The organism is Paracoccus sp. (in: a-proteobacteria) (assembly GCF_030538655.1).
Classification (GTDB): Bacteria; Pseudomonadota; Alphaproteobacteria; order Rhodobacterales; family Rhodobacteraceae; genus Paracoccus.
On record NZ_JAUNTO010000001.1, the window covers coordinates 15,181 to 33,318 of the forward strand.

An 18,138-nucleotide genomic window follows, 5' to 3' on the forward strand; every position below is an offset into this window, starting at 1 on the left:
AAGGGCCATGGGCCTGCTTGACGGAAAATTCGCCATCGTGACCGGCGCGGCCTCGCCCCGTGGTCTTGGGAAGGCAACAGCGCAGCTTTTTGCCGAACATGGCGCAAAGGTCGCCATTCTCGATCTGGACGCGGAACAGGCCAAGGCCGCCGCCGCCGATCTGGGCGAGGGTCACATCGGCCTTGCCTGCAACGTCACCGATCTGGACGCCTGCAAGCGGGCGGCGGAGGAGGTGCTGTCCCGCTGGAGCCGCATCGACGTGCTGGTGAACAACGCCGGCATCACCCAGCCGCTGAAGCTGATGGAAATCGCGGCGGGCAATTACGATGCGGTGCTGGACGTGAACCTGCGCGGCACGCTTTACATGAGCCAGGCGGTGATCCCGACCATGCGCGCGCAGAACGAGGGCAGCATCGTCAACCTGTCCTCGGTTTCGGCGCAGCGTGGCGGCGGCATCTTTGGCGGGCCGCATTATTCGGCGGCCAAGGCAGGGGTTCTGGGTCTCAGCAAGGCAATGGCGCGCGAACTGGCGCCGCAGAACATCCGTGTCAACGCGGTCTGCCCCGGCTTCATCGCCACCGACATCACCGCTGGCAAACTGACGCCCGAGATGATGGACGGCATCCTTGCCGGCATCCCCATGGGCCGCGCCGGCGAGGCGCGCGATGTTGCGGGCTGCTGTCTGTTTCTGGCCTCGGATCTGTCGGCCTATTGCACCGGCACCGAGGTGGACGTGAACGGCGGTTCCTTGATCCACTGAAACCGCACCCGCCGCAGGGAGGCGGCGGGCTTTTCTCAACCGTTTCTGGGAGGAAACATCATATGACACGCACTGTTCTTGCAGCCATCCTGTGCAGCACCGCTTTTGCCGGCGCAGGCATGGCCAATACGATCATCTTGGCCCATGCACAGCCGCCCGGCAACCCGCGCTCGCTGGCCGCTGATTTCTTTGCCGAGAAGGTCGCTGCCTGCACCGAGGGCCGGATCACCGTTTCGGTCGCCGGAGCCGCGACCATGGGCGATGACGTCGAGGCGCTGACCTCGACTTCGGCCAATGTCATCCAGATCACCGCCAACAGTCAGGGGGCCACGGCCCAAATCGTGCCGGAACTGAACGTGATCGGCCTGCCGTTCCTGTTCGCCGATGCGGCCAGCGCATGGGAAGTCATCGACGGCGACATCAGAACCCAGATCGACGAGCGCGCACAGAACGCAGGGCTGAAGCTGCTGGCGTTCTGGGATAACGGCATCCGCCACGTCAGCCATCTGTCGAAGTCGATCGAAACCCCGGAAGATTTTCGCGGCGTGAAGATCCGAACGCCCCCCGATGACATGACCATCGCCATCTTCAACGCCTTCGGCGCCAACCCGGCACCGCTGACCTTTGCCGAACTGCCGACTGCGCTGCAATCGGGCGTGTTCGAGGCGCAGGAAAACCCGCTGACCAACATCTACTCGTCCAAGCTGCACGAGATCACGAAATACATCTCGTTGACCGGCCACAAATACGAGACGACCCCGCTTCTGGCCAGCATGGCGTGGTGGGCGGGCCTCTCGCCAGAGGATCAGGCCTGTGTCCAAGACAGTGCTGATGAGGCCACGACCTTCCAGCGGCAGGCCGCCGCCGAACAAGAACAGGAGGTGCGTCAGAAGCTGGAGGAAGAGGGCGCCATCGTCACCGAGCTCGCCGACCGTCAAGCGTTCGTCGATGCCACTTCGGCCATCTATGACGAGTATCGCGCCCGCTATCCCGAACTGGTCGATGCGATTGTCGCGGCGAGCCAGCAATGACCGGCGCGCCCCATTCCGAAACCGCAGAGGTTGGGCGCGTTGCGCCCGCCATCCTTCGCGGCATCATCTCGGCGCTGGACCTGTCGGGGCGGCTGATCTGCGTGGTGACGCTGGTCGTGCTGTTTCTGGGCCTGCTTGCCAATGTGGTGCTGCGCTATGTCTACGGTCAGGGGCTGGGCTGGGCCTATGAGATCCACGCCATCCTGCTGCCTTGGATGATTGCCGGTGGCGTGGTCATCGCCACCGTCTACAGTCGCAACATCGCCATCACCATCCTTCCCGATCTGCTGACACCCGAGCGCCAAAGGCTGCTGTTCATCATCGTCTCGGCACTGACGCTGCTGATTTCGGTCTTCGTGGTATGGTCCGCGTTTCCGATCATTCGCGCGGCGCAATATCAGCGCATCAGCGCACTGGGCGGAATCAGCCAGTGGTGGGGTTATGCCAGCCTGATCTATGGCTTTGGTTCCATGGCGGTCATCTGCGCCTGCGACATCATCGCCGCGCTGATGGGCCGCGTGCTGCGCAATGTCGAAACCGCATCAAGCCTGAGCTGAGGAGAAAACGGAATGACACCTGTTCTCGTAATTGCGTTTTTCGCCCTGATGGCCCTGTCGGTGCCGGTGGCCCATGCCATGCTGGGCGGCACGGCGCTGGCGCTGCTCATGGACGGCAAGCCTCTGGCAGTGATCGCACAGCGGCTTTATGCGCCGACGCAGGCCTTTCCGATGCTGGCAATCCCCTATTTCATCCTTGCCGGATCGCTGATGATGCACGGAAAGTTCGGCGAATATCTGGTCAATATCGCCCGTCTTGTCGTCGGCCGCTTTCGCGGCGGGCTGGGGCAGGTCAGCATCCTCGGCTCGGTCATGTTCGGCGGCGTGTCCGGCTCGGCCGTGGCCGATGCCTCTGCCATGGGCAATGCGCTCATCCCGGTACAGGTGCGCGACGGCTATCCTGCGCCTTTCGCGGCGGCGATCAACGCCTCGTCCTCGACCATCTCGGTCCTGATCCCGCCGTCGATCCCACTGATCCTTTATGGTTTGGTGGCGAATGTCTCGATCGTAGATCTGTTCGTCGCGGGCATCCTGCCGGGGCTGATGCTCGCCGCGGGCATGATGCTGGCCGTCTGGCTGGTCGCGAAGAGCCGCGGCTTGCCGGCAGCGCCGCTGCCGGGCGGGTTCCAGGCCTTCAAAAGCCAGGTCTTCTTTGCCCTGCCGGCACTGCTGATGCCCATCTTCATCATCGGCACGCTGCGATTTGGGATCGCCACGCCCACCGAGGTCAGCGTTCTGGCGGTAGCCTATGCGCTGCTGATCGGGATCTTCTTCTACCGCGACGTGACGCCCCGACTGATCTGGAATGCGCTGGTTGACACTGGCATGATGACGGGCGCGGTGATGCTGATCATCATGGCCTCGGGCACGATCCAATGGATTCTGACGGCAGAGCAGATACCGCAGAACCTCGCAGCCTTTGTCGCGGCCAACCTGACGCAGCCGTGGATGGTGTTGATCGCGCTCAATCTGGTGATGCTGGTCGTGGGCATGTTCCTTGACCTGCCCGCCGCCGTGCTGCTGTTGGCCCCGCTCTTCGTGACCATCGGCAACACCATCGGGCTGGACCCGGTTCAGTTGGGACTGATGATGGTGATCAACCTGTCCATCGGGCTCTATACGCCGCCGGTCGGCACGACGCTGTTCATCTCTATGGCGATCGCAAGGACGGGAATCGGGGCGACGACAAAGGCGCTGCTGCCCTTCTATCTTGTCGCTCTGGGGTTGCTGTTGGCATTCACCTTCATCCCGGCGCTGACCATCTACTGACGCGAAAACAAGGATGCCGGGCACCTAGCCCCGGCATCCGTCCTAGCGGTCGTCAGAAGCGACAAAGGCTGCCCGACGCTCGAACCGGGTGCGGTGGCCACGCTGTTCCAGCCACTGCCGCGTCTGCGCCATGTGCTGAACGCCCTTTTCCCGCACCCAGTCCGAAAACAGCCGCACCGCCCGGCGCCCGGCATGCCGGTGCGGGCAGACGATCCAATAGGCGGGAAATTCGATCACTTCGAAGACCGTCGAAAACGGCACCAGATCGCCGCGGCGCAGCTCTTCAAAGGCTAGGGTCATGCTGTCGAGGATGATGCCGCCGTTATCCATCGCCATCTGGACCGACATGCTGGATCGGTCAAAGCGGCAGCGATAGCTCATGGACATGCCTTGCACGCCATTGCGCGGCAGCCAGTAGTCCCAACGGTAATAGGTCTTCACGCTGTCGATAAGGCTGGCATGGCGCAATTGCTCGCGCGGATCATCCGAAATCCGGCCCAGCTTTTCCAGATATGCGGGCGAGCACATCGGCAGGATAAGATCGTGGACGATACAATCGGTGTGCAGCCCTTCCCAATCGCCTTCGCCATAGCGCAGGTCCATATCGACGACCTCGGTATCGAATTCGGTAAAGCTGGGTGTCGCATCGACGCGGATATCCCATTCCGGCTGCAAACGGCAGAAATCGGCAAGGCGCGGCGCCAGCCAGCGCACGCCAAAGGACGGACTGACCCGAACCGAGAGGTTATGTGTCTCGCGCTGGCGGATGATAGCTGCGCGCACCTCGCGGATGGACTGGAATGCCTGCGACGTGGTCTGGAAAAGCCGCTCTCCGTCGATGGTCAGCCGCAGATGCCGCTTTTCCCGGTGGAACAGTTTAACCCCGAGGTTCTGTTCCAGCAGCCGGATCTGCTGGCTGACCGCCGAGGCCGAGACCTGCAATTCCTCTGCCGCGCGCATAACCCCTCCCAGCCGCGCGACGGCTTCGAAATGCACCATGGCGGAAAGCGGAAGATCCCCGATCATGACCGAAGGTTATGAAGACCGGCTTAACAAATCAATAAGAATGAAATACGGTTAACACGCTCAGCGCCCTCGCGTTCAGGCCATGCTGCGCGATCAGAAACAGGCGCGAGACAAGGCATCGAACGACGATCGCCCGGCACTTTGGCGGGATCACACCCAGTCACCCCAAGGCGTCTCGCCGACCAACACCTTCTGCCAGCGCGCGCATTCCGGCAGATCCTCGGGTTCGATTACGGCCTTGCCCTGATCGGGATGTGGCGTAAAGCCCTTGCGCGCCCGACGCTGTTGCTTCTCATCCGAGGTCAAGACATTGGCGGCAAAGGTTTCCGCACTCGTGGCCCGAAGTAACAACTAGCCATAAGCTACGTATCGAAGCATGCCCGCCAGTGTCGATTTGCCGTTGTTGTCGCTTGGATATTTAACCCCTTCGGTAACAATTACCTTATCAAAGCCAAATGGACTTACGCCTTCGATGCATGCAACGTTGATCCTTAATAGTTTGTGTGGTGCGGCGGCGCTTGGCCACCGCATTCAGGTTTCAGTTCTCAGCCCTCGCCGCATAGCCGTCGGCGACCGTGCCGATGGGATCGCAGTCGCTCATGCAGCGGGTGTTGTGGGTGTCGCCGATACTGGCGGTGAAGAAATTGCCGCGGTTGGGCATCTCGATCGCCGGCAGCGTTTCGGCATTTGCGACGAAATCATCCGGCACCAATTCGTTCAGATTGTAGATATAGGCGGCGACGGCATAGACCTCATCCGCGCTGAGCGATTGCGGATTGTCTAGCGGCATCGCCCGGCGAACATAGTCGAAGATGATCGGCGCATAGGGATACATGCTGCCCGGCGTCAGAACGCGCGGGTCCTGATCCATGCTGCCGATCCCGCCGACCATGGTGCCGAACTGATAGCCCTCGCCGCCCCGCGCCTCGGGGCCGTGGCAGTGCATACAGGCCCGTTCATAGACCTCGGCACCCTCTGCCACGCTGCCCTGGCCGGGAGGCAGGTTGCCGCCGGTCGGGGTATGAATGGCGATGTTCCACAACGCCAGATCATCCTCGGAGATGTGATGGCCGAAAGCGGCATCGGGGCGGTCCGTCAGCGCATCGGCAAAGACAGGACCGGCCAAAAGCGCAGCGGCGGCAAGCGCGGCAAATTTAAGCGATGGCATTGGTAATCCCTCCGTTTTCATCGACGGCCCAAGGGAAGATGGCGTTGTTATGCTGCACAAAGCCGACGATTTCGCGCACCTCGGCCAGTTGCGCGGCGGTCGGTTGCACATAGCCGGTGCTGTCCTGCGCGCGGCTGGCGATGCGCGCGGGGCCACCGTCCCAGTTCCACCGGTAACGGAACCGGGTCAGGCATTTGTCCAGAACCGGGTCCTCCAGCGTTGCCTCGGTCCATGTGCGCCCGCCGTCCAGCGTGATGTCGACATGGGTGATCGTGCCAAGGCCGGACCAGGCAAAGCCGCGGATCTCGTAAAGGCCCGGACCGTTTAGCTGCATCCCGCCCGAGGGGCTGGTGATGACCGATTTGCACTCCATCTCCATCGAGAATTGCCGCCATTTGCCGCCCGGCATCGGGTCGGTATAGCGCGCCGTCTCGCCCCGGATTTGCAGCGGCTCGTCGGTGACATAGATGCGGCGCAGCCATTTGACGCAGGTGTTGCCTTCCCACCCCGGAAAGAAGGCGCGCATCGGATAGCCCTGTTCAGCGCGTAGCATTTCGCCGTTCTGGCCATATAGCAGCAGCGCGTCATCCATCACCTTTTCAATCGGGATGGACCGCAGATGGCCCGAGCCGTCGCCGCCCTCGAACACGACCCATTTCGCGCCCTCGGTCACGCCCGCCTCGTCCAGCAGCCAAGACAGCGGAACGCCGGTCCATTGCGCGCAGGACAACAGCCCGTGGCTTTGCTGCACCGTGGTCGAGCGGGGTTCGGCCCAATCGGTCAGCCCGTTGCCCGAGCATTCCATAAAGTGGAATTTCGACACCGAGGGATAGCGCAAGATGTCATCCATGCTGAACAGCAAGGGCTGGCGCACCATGCCGTGAATCGCCAGCCGGTGCTGTTCGGGGTCGATCTTGGCGATGCCGTTGTGGTGGCGTTCAAAGAACAGACCGTTGGGCGTGATGATCCCGTTCTGATGTTGCAGGGGCGACATGCTCCAATCAGACCAGTTCTGGCGGTTTACAAACACATCAGTGCGATGGCGCCGGACGTGATCTTCAAAGGAAATCGGCATCCCGTAATCGGTTTCGGGGATGGGATCGCCCATGACCAGATTGCTTTTCGGCACCGGCAGCGGTTCTGCCCTCAGCGCGCCGGCCCCGGCCAAGGTCGCCCCCGCCAGCGTGGCCCCCGCGCCAAGAAACCGCCGCCGACCGGGCATCGTCAGCCGTTCGGGCGCAGGGGCGGGCGGGTGCGGCACGCCGTCGGGGTAGATCACATGCGCACCGGCCTTTGCGCTTGGCCGTGCGGGTATCGTCATCTTTGTGCTCATTGCTTTCCTCCCATCATTTAAGACAGATTGCTAGAAGTGAGAATAAAGCGACAGAAAATTCTCATTCTTCGATCTGGCGGCTGCTATCGCCGCCCATGCGCGATCTGCAAGCTTTCCGGCAGGCGGCGAAGCCGCAGCACGGCGATGGTGCCGATAATCGGCCCTGGAATCAGGGCAAGAAACGCCCATCGCCAGCCGTCCATGGCATCCGCCACCAAAGGCAAAATCTGGATGGACACGATGGTGATCAGAAAGCCGATGCCCATTTGCATGGCCAGTGCGGTGCCGACCAGATGCTTGTCGGCCACCTCTGTCACCATGGCGGAAAACTGTGCCGAATCCCCGATCACCGAGGCGCCCCAAATCACCACGATCACCATGAATAGCCACAGAGGCCCGGTGAAGGTCAGCCCCAGCAGCAGTGCACAGGTGCCAGAGGTCATCATCATCCCGGCGGTCGTCAGCGTCCGTCCAAAGCGATCCGCCAGCACACCGCCCGCAATCGCGCCGATGACCCCCGCCGCGATGGCGATAAAGACGATCAGCGAAGCAATGCGGCCCGGCGATTCGATCCCGACATTCGGCAGCATGTGTTGCGTATAGACCAGCAGCCATGCCCACATCGCATAAAGTTCCCACATATGGCCGAAATAGCCCATATTCGCCAAGGCAACGGGGCGGCTGCGAAATACGCGGGCAGCTTGGCGCAGATCAAAGGTGGCGCGGCTGTAGGGATAGGGGCCTTCGCGCAGCGTCAGCAGAAAGACCGCCGCGCCCGCGACCGAAATCGCCGCCGAGGCCAGCAGGACGACGCGCCAATCGACCGCCGATGTGACCGATCTGACCAGATGCGGCATGGCCGAACCCAGCGTCAGACCACCGATCACCAGCCCCATCGCAAAGCCGCGCCCCCGCACGAACCATGTCGTCGTCAGCTTCATTGCGGGCGGGTAAACCAGCGCCAGCGAAAACCCTGTCAAAAATCGCAGCACCATCGCGCCTTCGGGTGAGCCGACAATCACAACCAGAAAGGTGAACAGCCCCGCCAGCGCCGCGCCGATGGCCATCAGGCGGATCGGCGGGACAATATCGGCGAGGTTGATAAAGCTCATTCCCAAGGCGCCGACCACGAATCCCGCCTGAACACCATTGGTCAGGACCGCCGACATACCGGGCGACAAGTCCCACATGGCCCGCAATTCGGGAAGGACGGCCGTTGCCGAAAACCACGGTGTCATCGAACAGATCACCCCAACGCAGATCAGCGCGAGCATCGTAAAACGCTCGCCCGTATCCTGTTCGGCATATTCGGAAACCATCACCGCCGTTCCTCCCCTTTTGTTGGGCGCCCCGGCCAATGGCCAGGGCGCCCCAGACGCACTCAGACCGTCGCTTTGACCTTGCTCTTGTCGGCGGCCTTTTTGGTATCGCGAGCCTTGGCGCCACCGGATTTGGCACTGGCCGTCGGCTGGTCCATTTCGTATTTCGCCGGTTTGCTCATGTCCGCGACGCTTTTCTTGCCCGCATAGGATCCGCGGATCTGCGAAGCGGGATGCGCGTCTTCGGTATAGGGCGTGGGTGTGCCGACCAGCTTTTCGCGAAAGGTGCCGGGCTTGTATTCGGTCTGCACCCGGCCCCGCTTGCGCAGTTCCGGCACAACATAATCGATGAAATCCGAGGTCGTGCCGGGCGTGATCGCATAGGCAAGGTTGAACCCGTCCACGCCGCCCTCATCGACCCAGCGTTCCAACTCGTCCGCGACCTTTTGCGGTCCGCCGACCAGAACCGGGCCAAGCCCGCCGATGCTGCGGCGCCGGATCACCTCGCGCACGGTCCATTTATGATCGCCCCCATCGGCCATCAGCGATGCCAGCGTGGTGCGCAGACTGTCATTGGCCACCGCCTGCAACGGCTCGTCCGGGTCCAGCTCGGAAAAATCAATACCGGTCCAGCCGCCGAACAGGGCCATCATCCCTTCGGGCTGAACATAGGTCAGGTATTCCTCGAACTTGGCCTCGGCGGCCTCATCCGTGGCGCCGGTGATGACGGTCAGCAGGGCAAAGGTCTTGATCGCATCGCGGTCGCGGCCAGCGGCCTCGGTTTCGTCCTTGATCGCGGTGGTCAGCTTTTTGGCCGATTCCGGCCCCGTCGCCAGAATGAACATCGCCTCGGCATGTTTGGTGGCGAACTGGCGACCCCGGCCCGAGGCGCCCGCCTGGAAGATGACCGGGGTGCGCTGCGGCGACGGCTCGCACAGATGGAAACCTGGGACGTTGAAATACTTGCCCTCATGTTCGATCGGGTGAACCTTGGCCGGATTGGTGAAAACTCCGGTTTCCTTGTTGCGTTCAACCGCGCCATCCTCCCAGCTGCCTTCCCACAGCTTATACATCACCTCCATATATTCGTCGGCGATGTCATAGCGTTCGTCATGGCCGATCTGCTGATCCATGCCGACATTGCGTGCGGCGCTGTTCAGATAAGAGGACACGACGTTCCACGCCACCCGGCCCTTGGTCAGATGATCCAGCGTCGAAAGCCGCCGGGCCAGCAGATAGGGCTGTTCAAAGGTTACGGCGGCGGTGATGCCAAATCCGACATGTTCGGTCACAGCCGCCATCGCCGAAATCGCGCCGAACGGATCGTTCACCGGCACCTGCGTGCCATCGCGCAGCGCCGCCTCGGCCGAGCCGCGATAGACGTCATAGACACCGACCACATCTGCAATGAACAGCGTGTCGAAGAAGCCGCGCTCAAGCTCTTTGGCCAGATTGGTCCAATATTCGATGTCGTTATAGCGCGACGCCTGGCTTTCAGGGTGCCGCCATGTGCCTGCCGACTGATGCCCGACACAGGTCATGTCGAACGCATTGAGAATAATTCTCTTCTTGGCCTCGGCCATTTCTTCCTCCTCCATGTATGTCTGTGTATTGTCAGCGCGCGATGGCGGACGATCCGCCGGGCGCTTGTCAGGCGAAGGCCCCGCCCTCCAGCAGAGCAGCCAACCTGTTTTCGCCGCTGTCCATGGCGTCCGCGTGGTTATGGCGCGGCGCGTTGGATGCGCTTTCCGTCCGGTGCCGGGTGACGCGCCGGGTTTCCTGAATGTCCCGTCCGATCTGAACCATCATCGCCTCGATCGACGAGAAGGCTTCTTCGGGGCGCAGATAGCTGACGAATTCCACCGTCAGTTGACGTCCATAAAGGTCGCCCTTGAAGTCCAGCAAATGCACCTCAAGCAGCGGCGCGCCATCGTCGAAATGTGGGCGCGTTCCCCAAGAGGCCGCCCCGGCCCCGACACGACCGCCGTATTCGACCAGCACGGCATAAAACGCCGTAACGCAATTGCGCTTCGTCCGGCAAAGCGATGTTCGCGGTGGGAATGCCCAGCTGCCGACCCAGTTTGTTGCCGTGGATCACCCGACCGGATCGTTTCAGATGATCACGCTTTCTGTGCTGACCAAAGAATGCCGGACAGATCATCTGCGCGCAGGCGGACACAAAACGGGCGCTGTGGGTGTTCATGGCTGTTTTCCCTCAGGAAATGCTGTGAAGGTGGCAGTATTTCGCGTCGTGATACATCAGCGGCAACATGCCGGATGCACCGGCATCGACGACCCTGCCGATGAATAGGGTATGGGTGCCGACCTCGTAAACCTGATCAACGACGCAATCGAGATGGGCGGCAACACCAGCCAAAACCGGGATACCGCGTTCCGTAACACGATGATCGATTTCTGCGAATTGATCGTCCCCTTTGCCCGAAAAATGTGCCGCAACTTCGTTTTGGTTCTCGGCCAGAATATTCACCGCAAAACCACTTTTCTTGGAAATATGCGCGTGAGTCCGGGCGCTGCGATTGACAGCGATCAAAAGCGTCGCAGGCTCGGCGCAAACGCTGCATACTGCCGTTGCCGTGAACCCATACAGCTTGCCTTCGTTTTCGGTGCTGATCACGGTCACGGTCCCGGCCAGCGCGCGCATCGTCTGGCGAAAGGTGTCAGCGGTGATGCAGTCGCCCTGGGTCGGGACAGCTATGATCTTTTCCTGTGCGGTCATGGAGAGATCCTTCATACTTTGCTCCCGGCTGTCAGCCGTGTGCGGTGGATTGCACGAATGACGATACGTAATCGACAAGCGACTCGACCGTGCCGATGCGCAGGCCGTGCCGCCGGGCGAAGATGATGAGATCGTCGCGCCGCGACATGGTGCCGTCGTCGTTCATTATCTCGCAGATGACAGCGGCGGCCCGGCAACCGGCAAGGGTTACCACGTCCACCGAAGCCTCGGTATGCCCGTCCCTTTCCAGCAAGCCGCCACGTCGTGCGATCAGCGGAAAGACATGGCCGGGCGATGCGATCCGATCCCGTCCGTTTGGGCCAATCGCGGCAGCTATGGTTATCGCCCGGTCAGCGGCCGAAATACCGGTCGTGATACCTTCGGCGGCCTCGATGGATTGTGTAAAGGCCGTCTCGCGATGGCTCTGGCCGGTCCGGGGCACCACCGAAAGACCCAGTTGCTCGGCGATGCTGTGATGCAGGGCGAGGCAGATCAGGCCGCGGCATTCCCGCGCCATGAAAGTGATGATCTCGGGACTGGCGAATTCTGCGGGAATGATGCAAGGACCTGCGAGATCAAAAGCCCGGTTCGTGAACCCTCTTGCGGGCTTCCGTTCACTGCGACGACCGAGAACATTCCACCCTCCCCTGTGCTTGCCCCTCTCGTCAGCATGTGAGCAAAATTCCCACAAAACAAGAAAATTATTTACGATTTTGTCGCTTAATGATAATCTTGATTAGTGACTTTATTTCAAAGTGTTGCGTAACTTTCTGCGCTGCGGCTTTGCGATTTTTCGCCAGAACCAAGACCTTTTGGGGATCACCAAAGCGCGGGCGATTTTCGAGCCGAAAGCCGCCATACGACCCCGATCAAAGTATGAGAGACGGATCGCGAAAATGGACAGAAATCCCAGTCAGAGGAGAAGAGGATGACACAGTTGAAGATTGCTGCGATCAGCGGAACGCATCACCGGCCCTCGCGCACGAATGCCTTGATTGCCTATCTCGCTCAAGGGCTTGGCAGTCAGAAAGCAAGATGTTTCGACATCTTCGACATGGGCCGCGATTTTGGCATGACATTCGACCGGGACGGCGCTGCGGCGGGACATGCCGAAGCTTGGGACGCGGTCGTATCATGCGACATCCTCGTTGTCGGCACGCCTGTCTACAAGGCTTCCTGTACCGGCCTTTTCAAGCATTTCTTCGATTTGCTGCCGCCGGACGCGCTGAAGAATCGCTTGGTCGTGCTGAGCGCGAATGCGCGCGCGCCGGTCCATGCCTTGATGATCGACCACCAGTTGACGCCGCTGTTCCGCTTTTTCGGTGCGCTCCCCGCGCCCCATTCGATCTTTGCGCTGGATGAGGAATTTGAAAAAGCCGCGGATGGCAGCGGCTTTGAGTTGCAGCCCTCACTGATCGAAAGGTGCGATAAGGTCATATGCGCGGCGCTGGCTCTCTACAACGAAGGTTGCAGCAATCGGACTAGTTAAGCTGATTTTCGTCAGCCCCCAATTTTTCCGCGCGATTCGGCCGATATTTTGACCGAGCGTCCTGTGATATTCCAACATCTGCCGCAACCTGCGGAGGGGGGAATTGAAAATGAACGCCACAATCGCGCCGTTTCGGCCTCGGCCGTTTCTTTTGGGATTTTTTCTGATCTACGGGCTTAGCGTTATCTCTTGCTATCTTGTCAATCAGATCGTCCAGATTTGGCCGATCGGCCCGTGGGAAGGGGCTGGGATCGCTGAAAACTACTGGCTTGATAATGTGAGCTGGCAGATTTTCGCGGCCTGGTGGGCCTGCCTTTTTGTGTGCTGCGGTTTCTTTCCCTTCGCCGGTATTCAGAATGGGCTGACACGAGGCCTCGTGTTGGTTGCGGCATCATGGGTGCTCGGCTGGGTTTCCGCAAAGCTGATCTTCGTGATCGGTCCGGGCGCCGGTGCGATCTTTCCGCTGGTCGGCACGACGTGGTTCCTGCTGGCGCTGGTCTGCTTTGCGGGCGCCAACTGGCCGATCGACGGGCTGCCCCCGGCCAGACAATTCCTGATCGTATTGCTGATCGTGACCGGCGGCACCTATCTGATCACCCATTCCGCTATCGGATGGGTGCCGCCCTGGTGGTTCCCATTCCTGCTGGTCGGCCTCGGAACGACCACCCTGACACATATGACGCGAGGCATGACCAAGCCCTCGGCTGCGGTGACGATCATCCTGATCCTGTTCGCTTGCGTCGCCCTGTGCCTGAACATATCCGCCGGACTGGGCGTGTGGGACCTTGCAGCGTCGCCCATCTCGGCTTTCTGGACGATGGGGCATTTTACCGACGATCAATTCTAGTTGCTCTGGTTCTTTACCGCCACCTCGATCCATTACGCGATGCCGACGATCACTCAGAATTATCCGTTTACACGCATCGCGATGCCGTGGGGCGGCCTCTTGGCCTGTACCGTCTGGATTACCGTGTCGATCACCGCTGCGCTGGTGCTGCGCGGAATGATCGGAACGGTTTTCACAGACATGAACGAGGCGCTGACCTATGCTTATATGGGCGTGAACTGGTCGCTTGTTATCCCCTTGGTCTTCGGCATCGGCTTTGAAAAGCCTTATGGCTGGGCAGAATGACGCATGACGCAGAACAGCGGCCTTGGCCGCGGCGGTCCGACTTTTCAACGGCCGGTGATTCCCGCACAATGTCACGTTTTGAAAATCTTTCTTCCGCCGCAGCATGGTCTCTGTCATATATGAAGCATTGATTCCCATTGTTTGATAAAGCTGCGTCAAGAAGTGATGTAAATATGAACGATCGCCTGGTAGCCCTGTTGGAAACCATCGCGGCGACAGGCCCTTCGGCAACGCCTCGGGACATTGCCCAACGATCACAACTGCCACAGGCGACCGTGTATCGTCTGCTGGCGCAGTTGCAGGAATTGTCGCTGATCGAAAAGTCCGAGGCCGGGTTTCAGATCGGCCACAGGCTGGTTCGAATCGCGTTCGGTGCGATCAGCGAAAGAGATGTGCGCGGGGCGATCGAGCCGGAACTTCAGGCTCTGGCCGATGCAACCGGCGAGACCTCGTTTGCCGCGCGACTGACAGCGAACGGGATTGAGCTTTTCGTCAGCCGCCTTGCCGATGACGGGCGGCGCGGCGGTGTCGTCCCGCCGCTGGGGCTGCGACCTGTCGTGTGCAGTGCGGCAAAGGCGATCCTTGCACATCTGGGTGACAGTGACCGCAGAAAGCTGATCGAGACGACGAATGCGCGATTCCCCGATTTCATTCCCTCAGACGAAGAACGGCTTGAGGGGGATCTGTCGATGATCGCCCAGGGCGGGCTGGCGACCTGTTTCGGAGAAGAAAATCCAGACATCGGCAGCTTTGCCAAGCCAGTTGGCATCAGGGGGCGGGCTGGGCTGTTCAGCGTCGGTATTGTCGGCCCCAGAACCCGGATTGAGGAAGAGTGGATGTCCATGAGAGACTCGGTCGAAAGCGCCGCGTCCTGTATCGGAAGAAAGCTGGACAACGTCGCGTGATGTCTGCGGGAAAGCGAAGCGCTTGGGCGGCCAGAGACGGGCCGCCCAAGCATGGCTTGCAGTTAGCAAACCCGGCCTACAGAACGCTATATATCTTCGCGCCGGGCAGATCCTCCTTCGGCCTCAGTGAGACGATTGAAACGCCCGCTACCGACATAAGCCCAGCTGAGGCCGACCGAAGTTGCCAGATATTTATCGGAACTTACATCTTGCAGCTCGGCCTGTGGGTAGCGCGGCAAAACAAGCGCCTTCATCAGAAGCAAATACAGGATTAGACCCAAGGGAAAGCCGATTATAAACGCATACTGTGACCACCAAGCGGCAATGCCACCAGCCAAGATCCACGCGGCCAATCCAGCCAAATTGAAGCCGCTGTCGTAAGTGTATTGACCGGACTCGGAATAAAGCTCCGGTACATTAAGGCAACGTTTCCTGATGATATAATAATCCGCCACCATGATCCCGCCGATGGCCGACAGGAATGCGCCATAATAGCCCAGAAAAACAAAGAGGTTGTTCAAGATCAGCCAAGGGAAGCACAATGTTCCAACAATCCCCGCGATAACAACGCTGAGACGATAGTTCACATGACGCGGTGCGAGATTGATGAACGTAAGCGCTGCCGGTATAAGGTTCGCGGAGTTGTTTGTGGACCATTGTGCCAGAATAACCAGTGCCAGAAGCAGAACCAGTTGAAGGCCTTGTCCCTGCCCTTGAATGACCTCGACAGGGTTCCAGTTTCCGGTGGCAATGAAGCTGATGGCGCCTATACCTGCAATCAGGGCCTGAGTGACCGGCAAGGCCACAAGTTGTGCCAGAAAGACACTCCGGTTGCGCCGTGCAAACTCCCGCGATGGAATAACTTTTATAAACCGTGTGAGATTCGGAATATCAATCGCCAGCGTGGACCAGAAGGCCATGTTGGCAATGAACAAAACCAGAAGCGACATCTCTCCCTGAGCGCGGAAAGTCCAGATATTAATGCCTTGAGTATGCGCCACACCTTCAAGCGTGAAATACATCCAGACGGATATCGCAATAATAGCAGGCGCAGCCAAGGACGCCAATCGTTCGACCGACTTGATCCCAAGTGCTGTATTGGCCACTTGCACGATTGCAAAAAGAACATACCATACGAACCAGTTCGAGAATCCGAAGAAATACTCGCCGATCCCATTCAGCGCCAGCGCGCCGAGATATGTCTGAATGCCAAACCACATTGCTGCCACAATCCCGCGGGAAACCGATGGCAGATGCGTGCCGCGCGTTCCAAAGGGTGCGCGCAGGTACACAGCAAAACTAAGGCCATGCTCCGTGCCTATATCGGCAGTCAGCAGCATGATGAGACCGATCGCAAGATTGGCCGCAGCGATCGTCAAAATGACCGTCCAAAGGCCAAAGCCACCCTCAATCCCCGTAGCACCCAATGAATAGGTTGCGATTATCACCGCAATGCCGACCCATATCCATGCATAACCTAACAGTCCGATAGGTCGCTGACCTAATTGAGTAGGTAGGATGGATTCTTCAATCAACCCACTGCGCTCGTGTTCCGAGCGTTCGATTTCCGACGCTATGGACATTTTACTTTCCCTGTTTGTAGCGTTTTGATAATAATGGTGGATCTCACGCATTTTTCTTGCGCATACTAGAACGGATTTTTTCCGTCTCCGCCATGTCAACGGTCTCTGCTTCAATATTAACTACGACGCCATAAGCGTTGCGCGCATGATCCACGCTGCAAAAGCCGTCCAATACATCGTCCAGAACTTTGCGTGGCGATCGGTTGAGTGGGTCTCCATAGCCACCGCCGTTGGGGCTGTAATAGGCCATAACATCATCAGAATTTACCTTAAGCCCCGAGAACTTAGAATACATCTCGCGCGGATCATTGGGTTTTCTTGCATTATAGATCAGGCATTTTCCGACCACACCGTCATGGCCACCGAAAACACCCCAAGGCGCTTCGGTATGGCGCTCCGATTCGTGGGTAATAAAAGCCTCGGTCAGCACCCGCTGCGCCTTGACTACGCCAATGCCGCCGCGATATTCGCCAGCGCCTGGCGGGAGATCGTCGCGTAATTCATAGCGATCACAGATCATCGGGATGTGCATGGCCAGATCTTCCAAGGGATTGTTCCGGGTATTGGCCATCAGATTGTCGATACTGTCGGGACCATCGCTTCGAGGCCTACCGCCATAGGCACCTTCGTTGACTTCAAGAAATACCCAGTAATCACCCGTCGGCCGCACACCCGAATAGGCCGCAAAACTGATGGAGGCGGATGATCCCGCGATTATAGTTTCCGGCATCACCGGCGCCAAGGCGCGAATGATCAGGTCGATCATTCTGTTGCATTGGGTAAAGCGCGCCTCGGCACTGGCAGGTGCGCGCGGATTGAAAATCGAGCCCAGCGGCGCGATTACCTTTATGGGCCGGAAACTGCCTTCATTCGAGGGAACGCGCAGATCTGATGTCGCCGCATCCAGCAGAAGCTTGCGGAAACCAGCATAGGCCGCAACTTTGGTCGATCCTTCAAACGGAACATTATAGGCTGTCGGTGTCTGATCCGCCGATCCGGTAAGGTCAACTTCGGCCTCATCACCGCGCACACGGACTGTCACCTTGATCTTCAACCGCTGATCGCGGTTTCGTCCGTCATCGTCCAACCAGCCTTCAGCCGAATAATCACCATCGGGAATTTCCGAGATCCGCTGCCGGGTCATACGCTCAGCATAGTCCATCAGTTGGTTGGCTGCGGTGAAGACCATATCTTCACCATATTTTTCGATCAGTTCGACCAGCCGCCGCGCACCCAGCCGTGCCGAAGCAACCTGAGCCTCAATATCCATGACCAACTGTTTATCCGCACGAGAGTTGTTGCGGATATAATTCCACATTGCACCGTTGCGTTCGCCCTTGCGGTAAAGCTTGGTCCCCGCAAACAGCATGCCTTCGGCGTAAACATCCGGAACGTCGATAATCAGGCCCGGCGTAGCCGCTCCGATATCCACGTGATGAGCGGTATTCCCGGCATAGCCGACAAGCCGCCCCTCAACAAAGACCGGAACGATAATTGCCAGATCGGGTGTATGAGATGCCCCGTAATAAGGATGATTGTGAACGACAACATCACCCTCGTACCACTCGCCATCCTCAAGCGTTTCAGCAATCCCGCGCAAATATCCGGGTATAGAACCGATGTGCATTGGGGTCGATTCCGATTCGCACAGGGTGTTGAAATCTGTGTCAAACAAACCCGCGCCCAAATCCTGACTTTCCCGGATAATCGAGGAAAATGACATGCGATACAGAACATGCCCCATTTCCTCAGCGATAGTTTCAAAAGCGCCGCGGATCACTTGAAGGCTGATCGGATCGACTTCGCTGATTTTGCTCATCTTATTCATC

The 18,138-nt window shown here is 59.3% G+C and carries 20 protein-coding genes; 8 read left to right on the top strand and 12 right to left on the bottom strand.

Annotated features, from left to right (window positions below; genetic code table 11):
- The first annotated feature begins 7 nt into the window (after positions 1-7).
- From Q4G22_RS00065 to Q4G22_RS00080, 4 genes are all read left to right on the top strand, one after another.
- A complete protein-coding gene (locus Q4G22_RS00065; protein WP_303383863.1) occupies positions 8-760 on the top strand; it encodes an SDR family NAD(P)-dependent oxidoreductase in 753 nt (250 codons plus the stop codon).
- Positions 761-822: 62 nt separating this feature from the next.
- Entirely contained in the window at positions 823-1,791 is a 969-nt protein-coding gene (locus Q4G22_RS00070) for a TRAP transporter substrate-binding protein (protein WP_303383864.1), read from the top strand.
- Entirely contained in the window at positions 1,788-2,348 is a 561-nt protein-coding gene (locus tag Q4G22_RS00075) for a TRAP transporter small permease (protein WP_303383865.1), read from the top strand. Before Q4G22_RS00070 ends, Q4G22_RS00075 begins: the two co-directional genes overlap by 4 nt.
- 12 nt (positions 2,349-2,360) lie before the next feature.
- Positions 2,361-3,617: a TRAP transporter large permease gene (locus Q4G22_RS00080; protein WP_303383866.1), complete on the top strand. Its 1,257-nt coding sequence runs from the start codon at positions 2,361-2,363 to the stop codon at positions 3,615-3,617.
- A 42-nt stretch (positions 3,618-3,659) separates the two neighbouring features.
- Here Q4G22_RS00080 and Q4G22_RS00085 read toward each other — a convergent pair whose 3' ends face one another.
- From Q4G22_RS00085 to Q4G22_RS00125, 10 genes are all read right to left on the bottom strand, one after another.
- Positions 3,660-4,643, bottom strand: a complete 984-nt coding sequence (locus Q4G22_RS00085) for a LysR substrate-binding domain-containing protein (RefSeq protein ID WP_303383867.1) — start codon at positions 4,641-4,643, stop codon at positions 3,660-3,662.
- 150 nt (positions 4,644-4,793) lie between these two features.
- Positions 4,794-4,994, bottom strand: coding sequence for a hypothetical protein (locus Q4G22_RS00090; RefSeq protein WP_303383868.1), 201 nt, complete (start codon positions 4,992-4,994; stop codon positions 4,794-4,796).
- A 187-nt stretch (positions 4,995-5,181) separates the two neighbouring features.
- Positions 5,182-5,811 carry a c-type cytochrome gene (locus tag Q4G22_RS00095; RefSeq protein WP_303383869.1) on the bottom strand — a complete coding sequence of 210 codons (630 nt, stop codon included), beginning with the start codon at positions 5,809-5,811 and terminating at the stop codon, positions 5,182-5,184.
- Positions 5,798-7,144 carry a sulfite dehydrogenase gene (gene soxC / locus Q4G22_RS00100; RefSeq protein ID WP_303383870.1) on the bottom strand — a complete coding sequence of 449 codons (1,347 nt, stop codon included), beginning with the start codon at positions 7,142-7,144 and terminating at the stop codon, positions 5,798-5,800. Before soxC ends, Q4G22_RS00095 begins: the two co-directional genes overlap by 14 nt.
- 83 nt (positions 7,145-7,227) lie before the next feature.
- Positions 7,228-8,463, bottom strand: coding sequence for an MFS transporter (locus Q4G22_RS00105; protein WP_303383871.1), 1,236 nt, complete (start codon positions 8,461-8,463; stop codon positions 7,228-7,230).
- Positions 8,464-8,525: 62 nt separating this feature from the next.
- Positions 8,526-10,046: an LLM class flavin-dependent oxidoreductase gene (locus Q4G22_RS00110; protein ID WP_303383872.1), complete on the bottom strand. Its 1,521-nt coding sequence runs from the start codon at positions 10,044-10,046 to the stop codon at positions 8,526-8,528.
- A 67-nt stretch (positions 10,047-10,113) separates the two neighbouring features.
- Positions 10,114-10,464 carry a riboflavin kinase gene (locus Q4G22_RS00115; protein WP_368661447.1) on the bottom strand — a complete coding sequence of 117 codons (351 nt, stop codon included), beginning with the start codon at positions 10,462-10,464 and terminating at the stop codon, positions 10,114-10,116.
- Positions 10,376-10,666 carry a riboflavin kinase gene (locus Q4G22_RS15660; protein WP_368661448.1) on the bottom strand — a complete coding sequence of 97 codons (291 nt, stop codon included), beginning with the start codon at positions 10,664-10,666 and terminating at the stop codon, positions 10,376-10,378. The genes Q4G22_RS00115 and Q4G22_RS15660 overlap by 89 nt, the downstream gene beginning before the upstream one ends.
- Positions 10,667-10,678: 12 nt before the next feature.
- Positions 10,679-11,200 carry a flavin reductase family protein gene (locus Q4G22_RS00120; protein ID WP_303383873.1) on the bottom strand — a complete coding sequence of 174 codons (522 nt, stop codon included), beginning with the start codon at positions 11,198-11,200 and terminating at the stop codon, positions 10,679-10,681.
- 31 nt (positions 11,201-11,231) lie between these two features.
- A complete protein-coding gene (locus Q4G22_RS00125) occupies positions 11,232-11,891 on the bottom strand; it encodes a 3,4-dihydroxy-2-butanone-4-phosphate synthase (RefSeq protein ID WP_303383874.1) in 660 nt (219 codons plus the stop codon).
- Positions 11,892-12,128: 237 nt separating this feature from the next.
- On the opposite strand from Q4G22_RS00125, the gene Q4G22_RS00130 reads away from it, so the two are divergent.
- The 4 genes from Q4G22_RS00130 (at position 12,129) to Q4G22_RS00145 (ending at position 14,726) form a co-directional block, all read left to right on the top strand.
- Positions 12,129-12,689 (top strand): NAD(P)H-dependent oxidoreductase, encoded by a 561-nt coding sequence (locus Q4G22_RS00130; RefSeq protein ID WP_303383875.1) that lies wholly within the window; start codon positions 12,129-12,131, stop codon positions 12,687-12,689.
- 109 nt (positions 12,690-12,798) lie between these two features.
- Positions 12,799-13,536, top strand: a complete 738-nt coding sequence (locus Q4G22_RS00135) for a hypothetical protein (protein ID WP_303383876.1) — start codon at positions 12,799-12,801, stop codon at positions 13,534-13,536.
- Positions 13,537-13,575: 39 nt separating this feature from the next.
- Complete coding sequence (locus Q4G22_RS00140) at positions 13,576-13,821, top strand: hypothetical protein (RefSeq protein ID WP_303383877.1); 246 nt, start codon at positions 13,576-13,578, stop codon at positions 13,819-13,821.
- A gap of 173 nt (positions 13,822-13,994) precedes the next feature.
- Positions 13,995-14,726, top strand: a complete 732-nt coding sequence (locus Q4G22_RS00145) for an IclR family transcriptional regulator (protein ID WP_303383878.1) — start codon at positions 13,995-13,997, stop codon at positions 14,724-14,726.
- A gap of 86 nt (positions 14,727-14,812) precedes the next feature.
- On the opposite strand, the gene Q4G22_RS00150 is transcribed toward Q4G22_RS00145, so the two are convergent.
- Together Q4G22_RS00150 and Q4G22_RS00155 are read right to left on the bottom strand one after the other, a co-directional pair.
- On the bottom strand, positions 14,813-16,309 hold the full coding sequence (locus Q4G22_RS00150; protein ID WP_368661451.1) for an NCS1 family transporter: 1,497 nt from the start codon (positions 16,307-16,309) through the stop codon (positions 14,813-14,815).
- A 43-nt stretch (positions 16,310-16,352) separates the two neighbouring features.
- Positions 16,353-18,128, bottom strand: coding sequence for a hydantoinase B/oxoprolinase family protein (locus Q4G22_RS00155; RefSeq protein ID WP_303383880.1), 1,776 nt, complete (start codon positions 18,126-18,128; stop codon positions 16,353-16,355).
- Positions 18,129-18,138 lie beyond the last annotated feature (10 nt).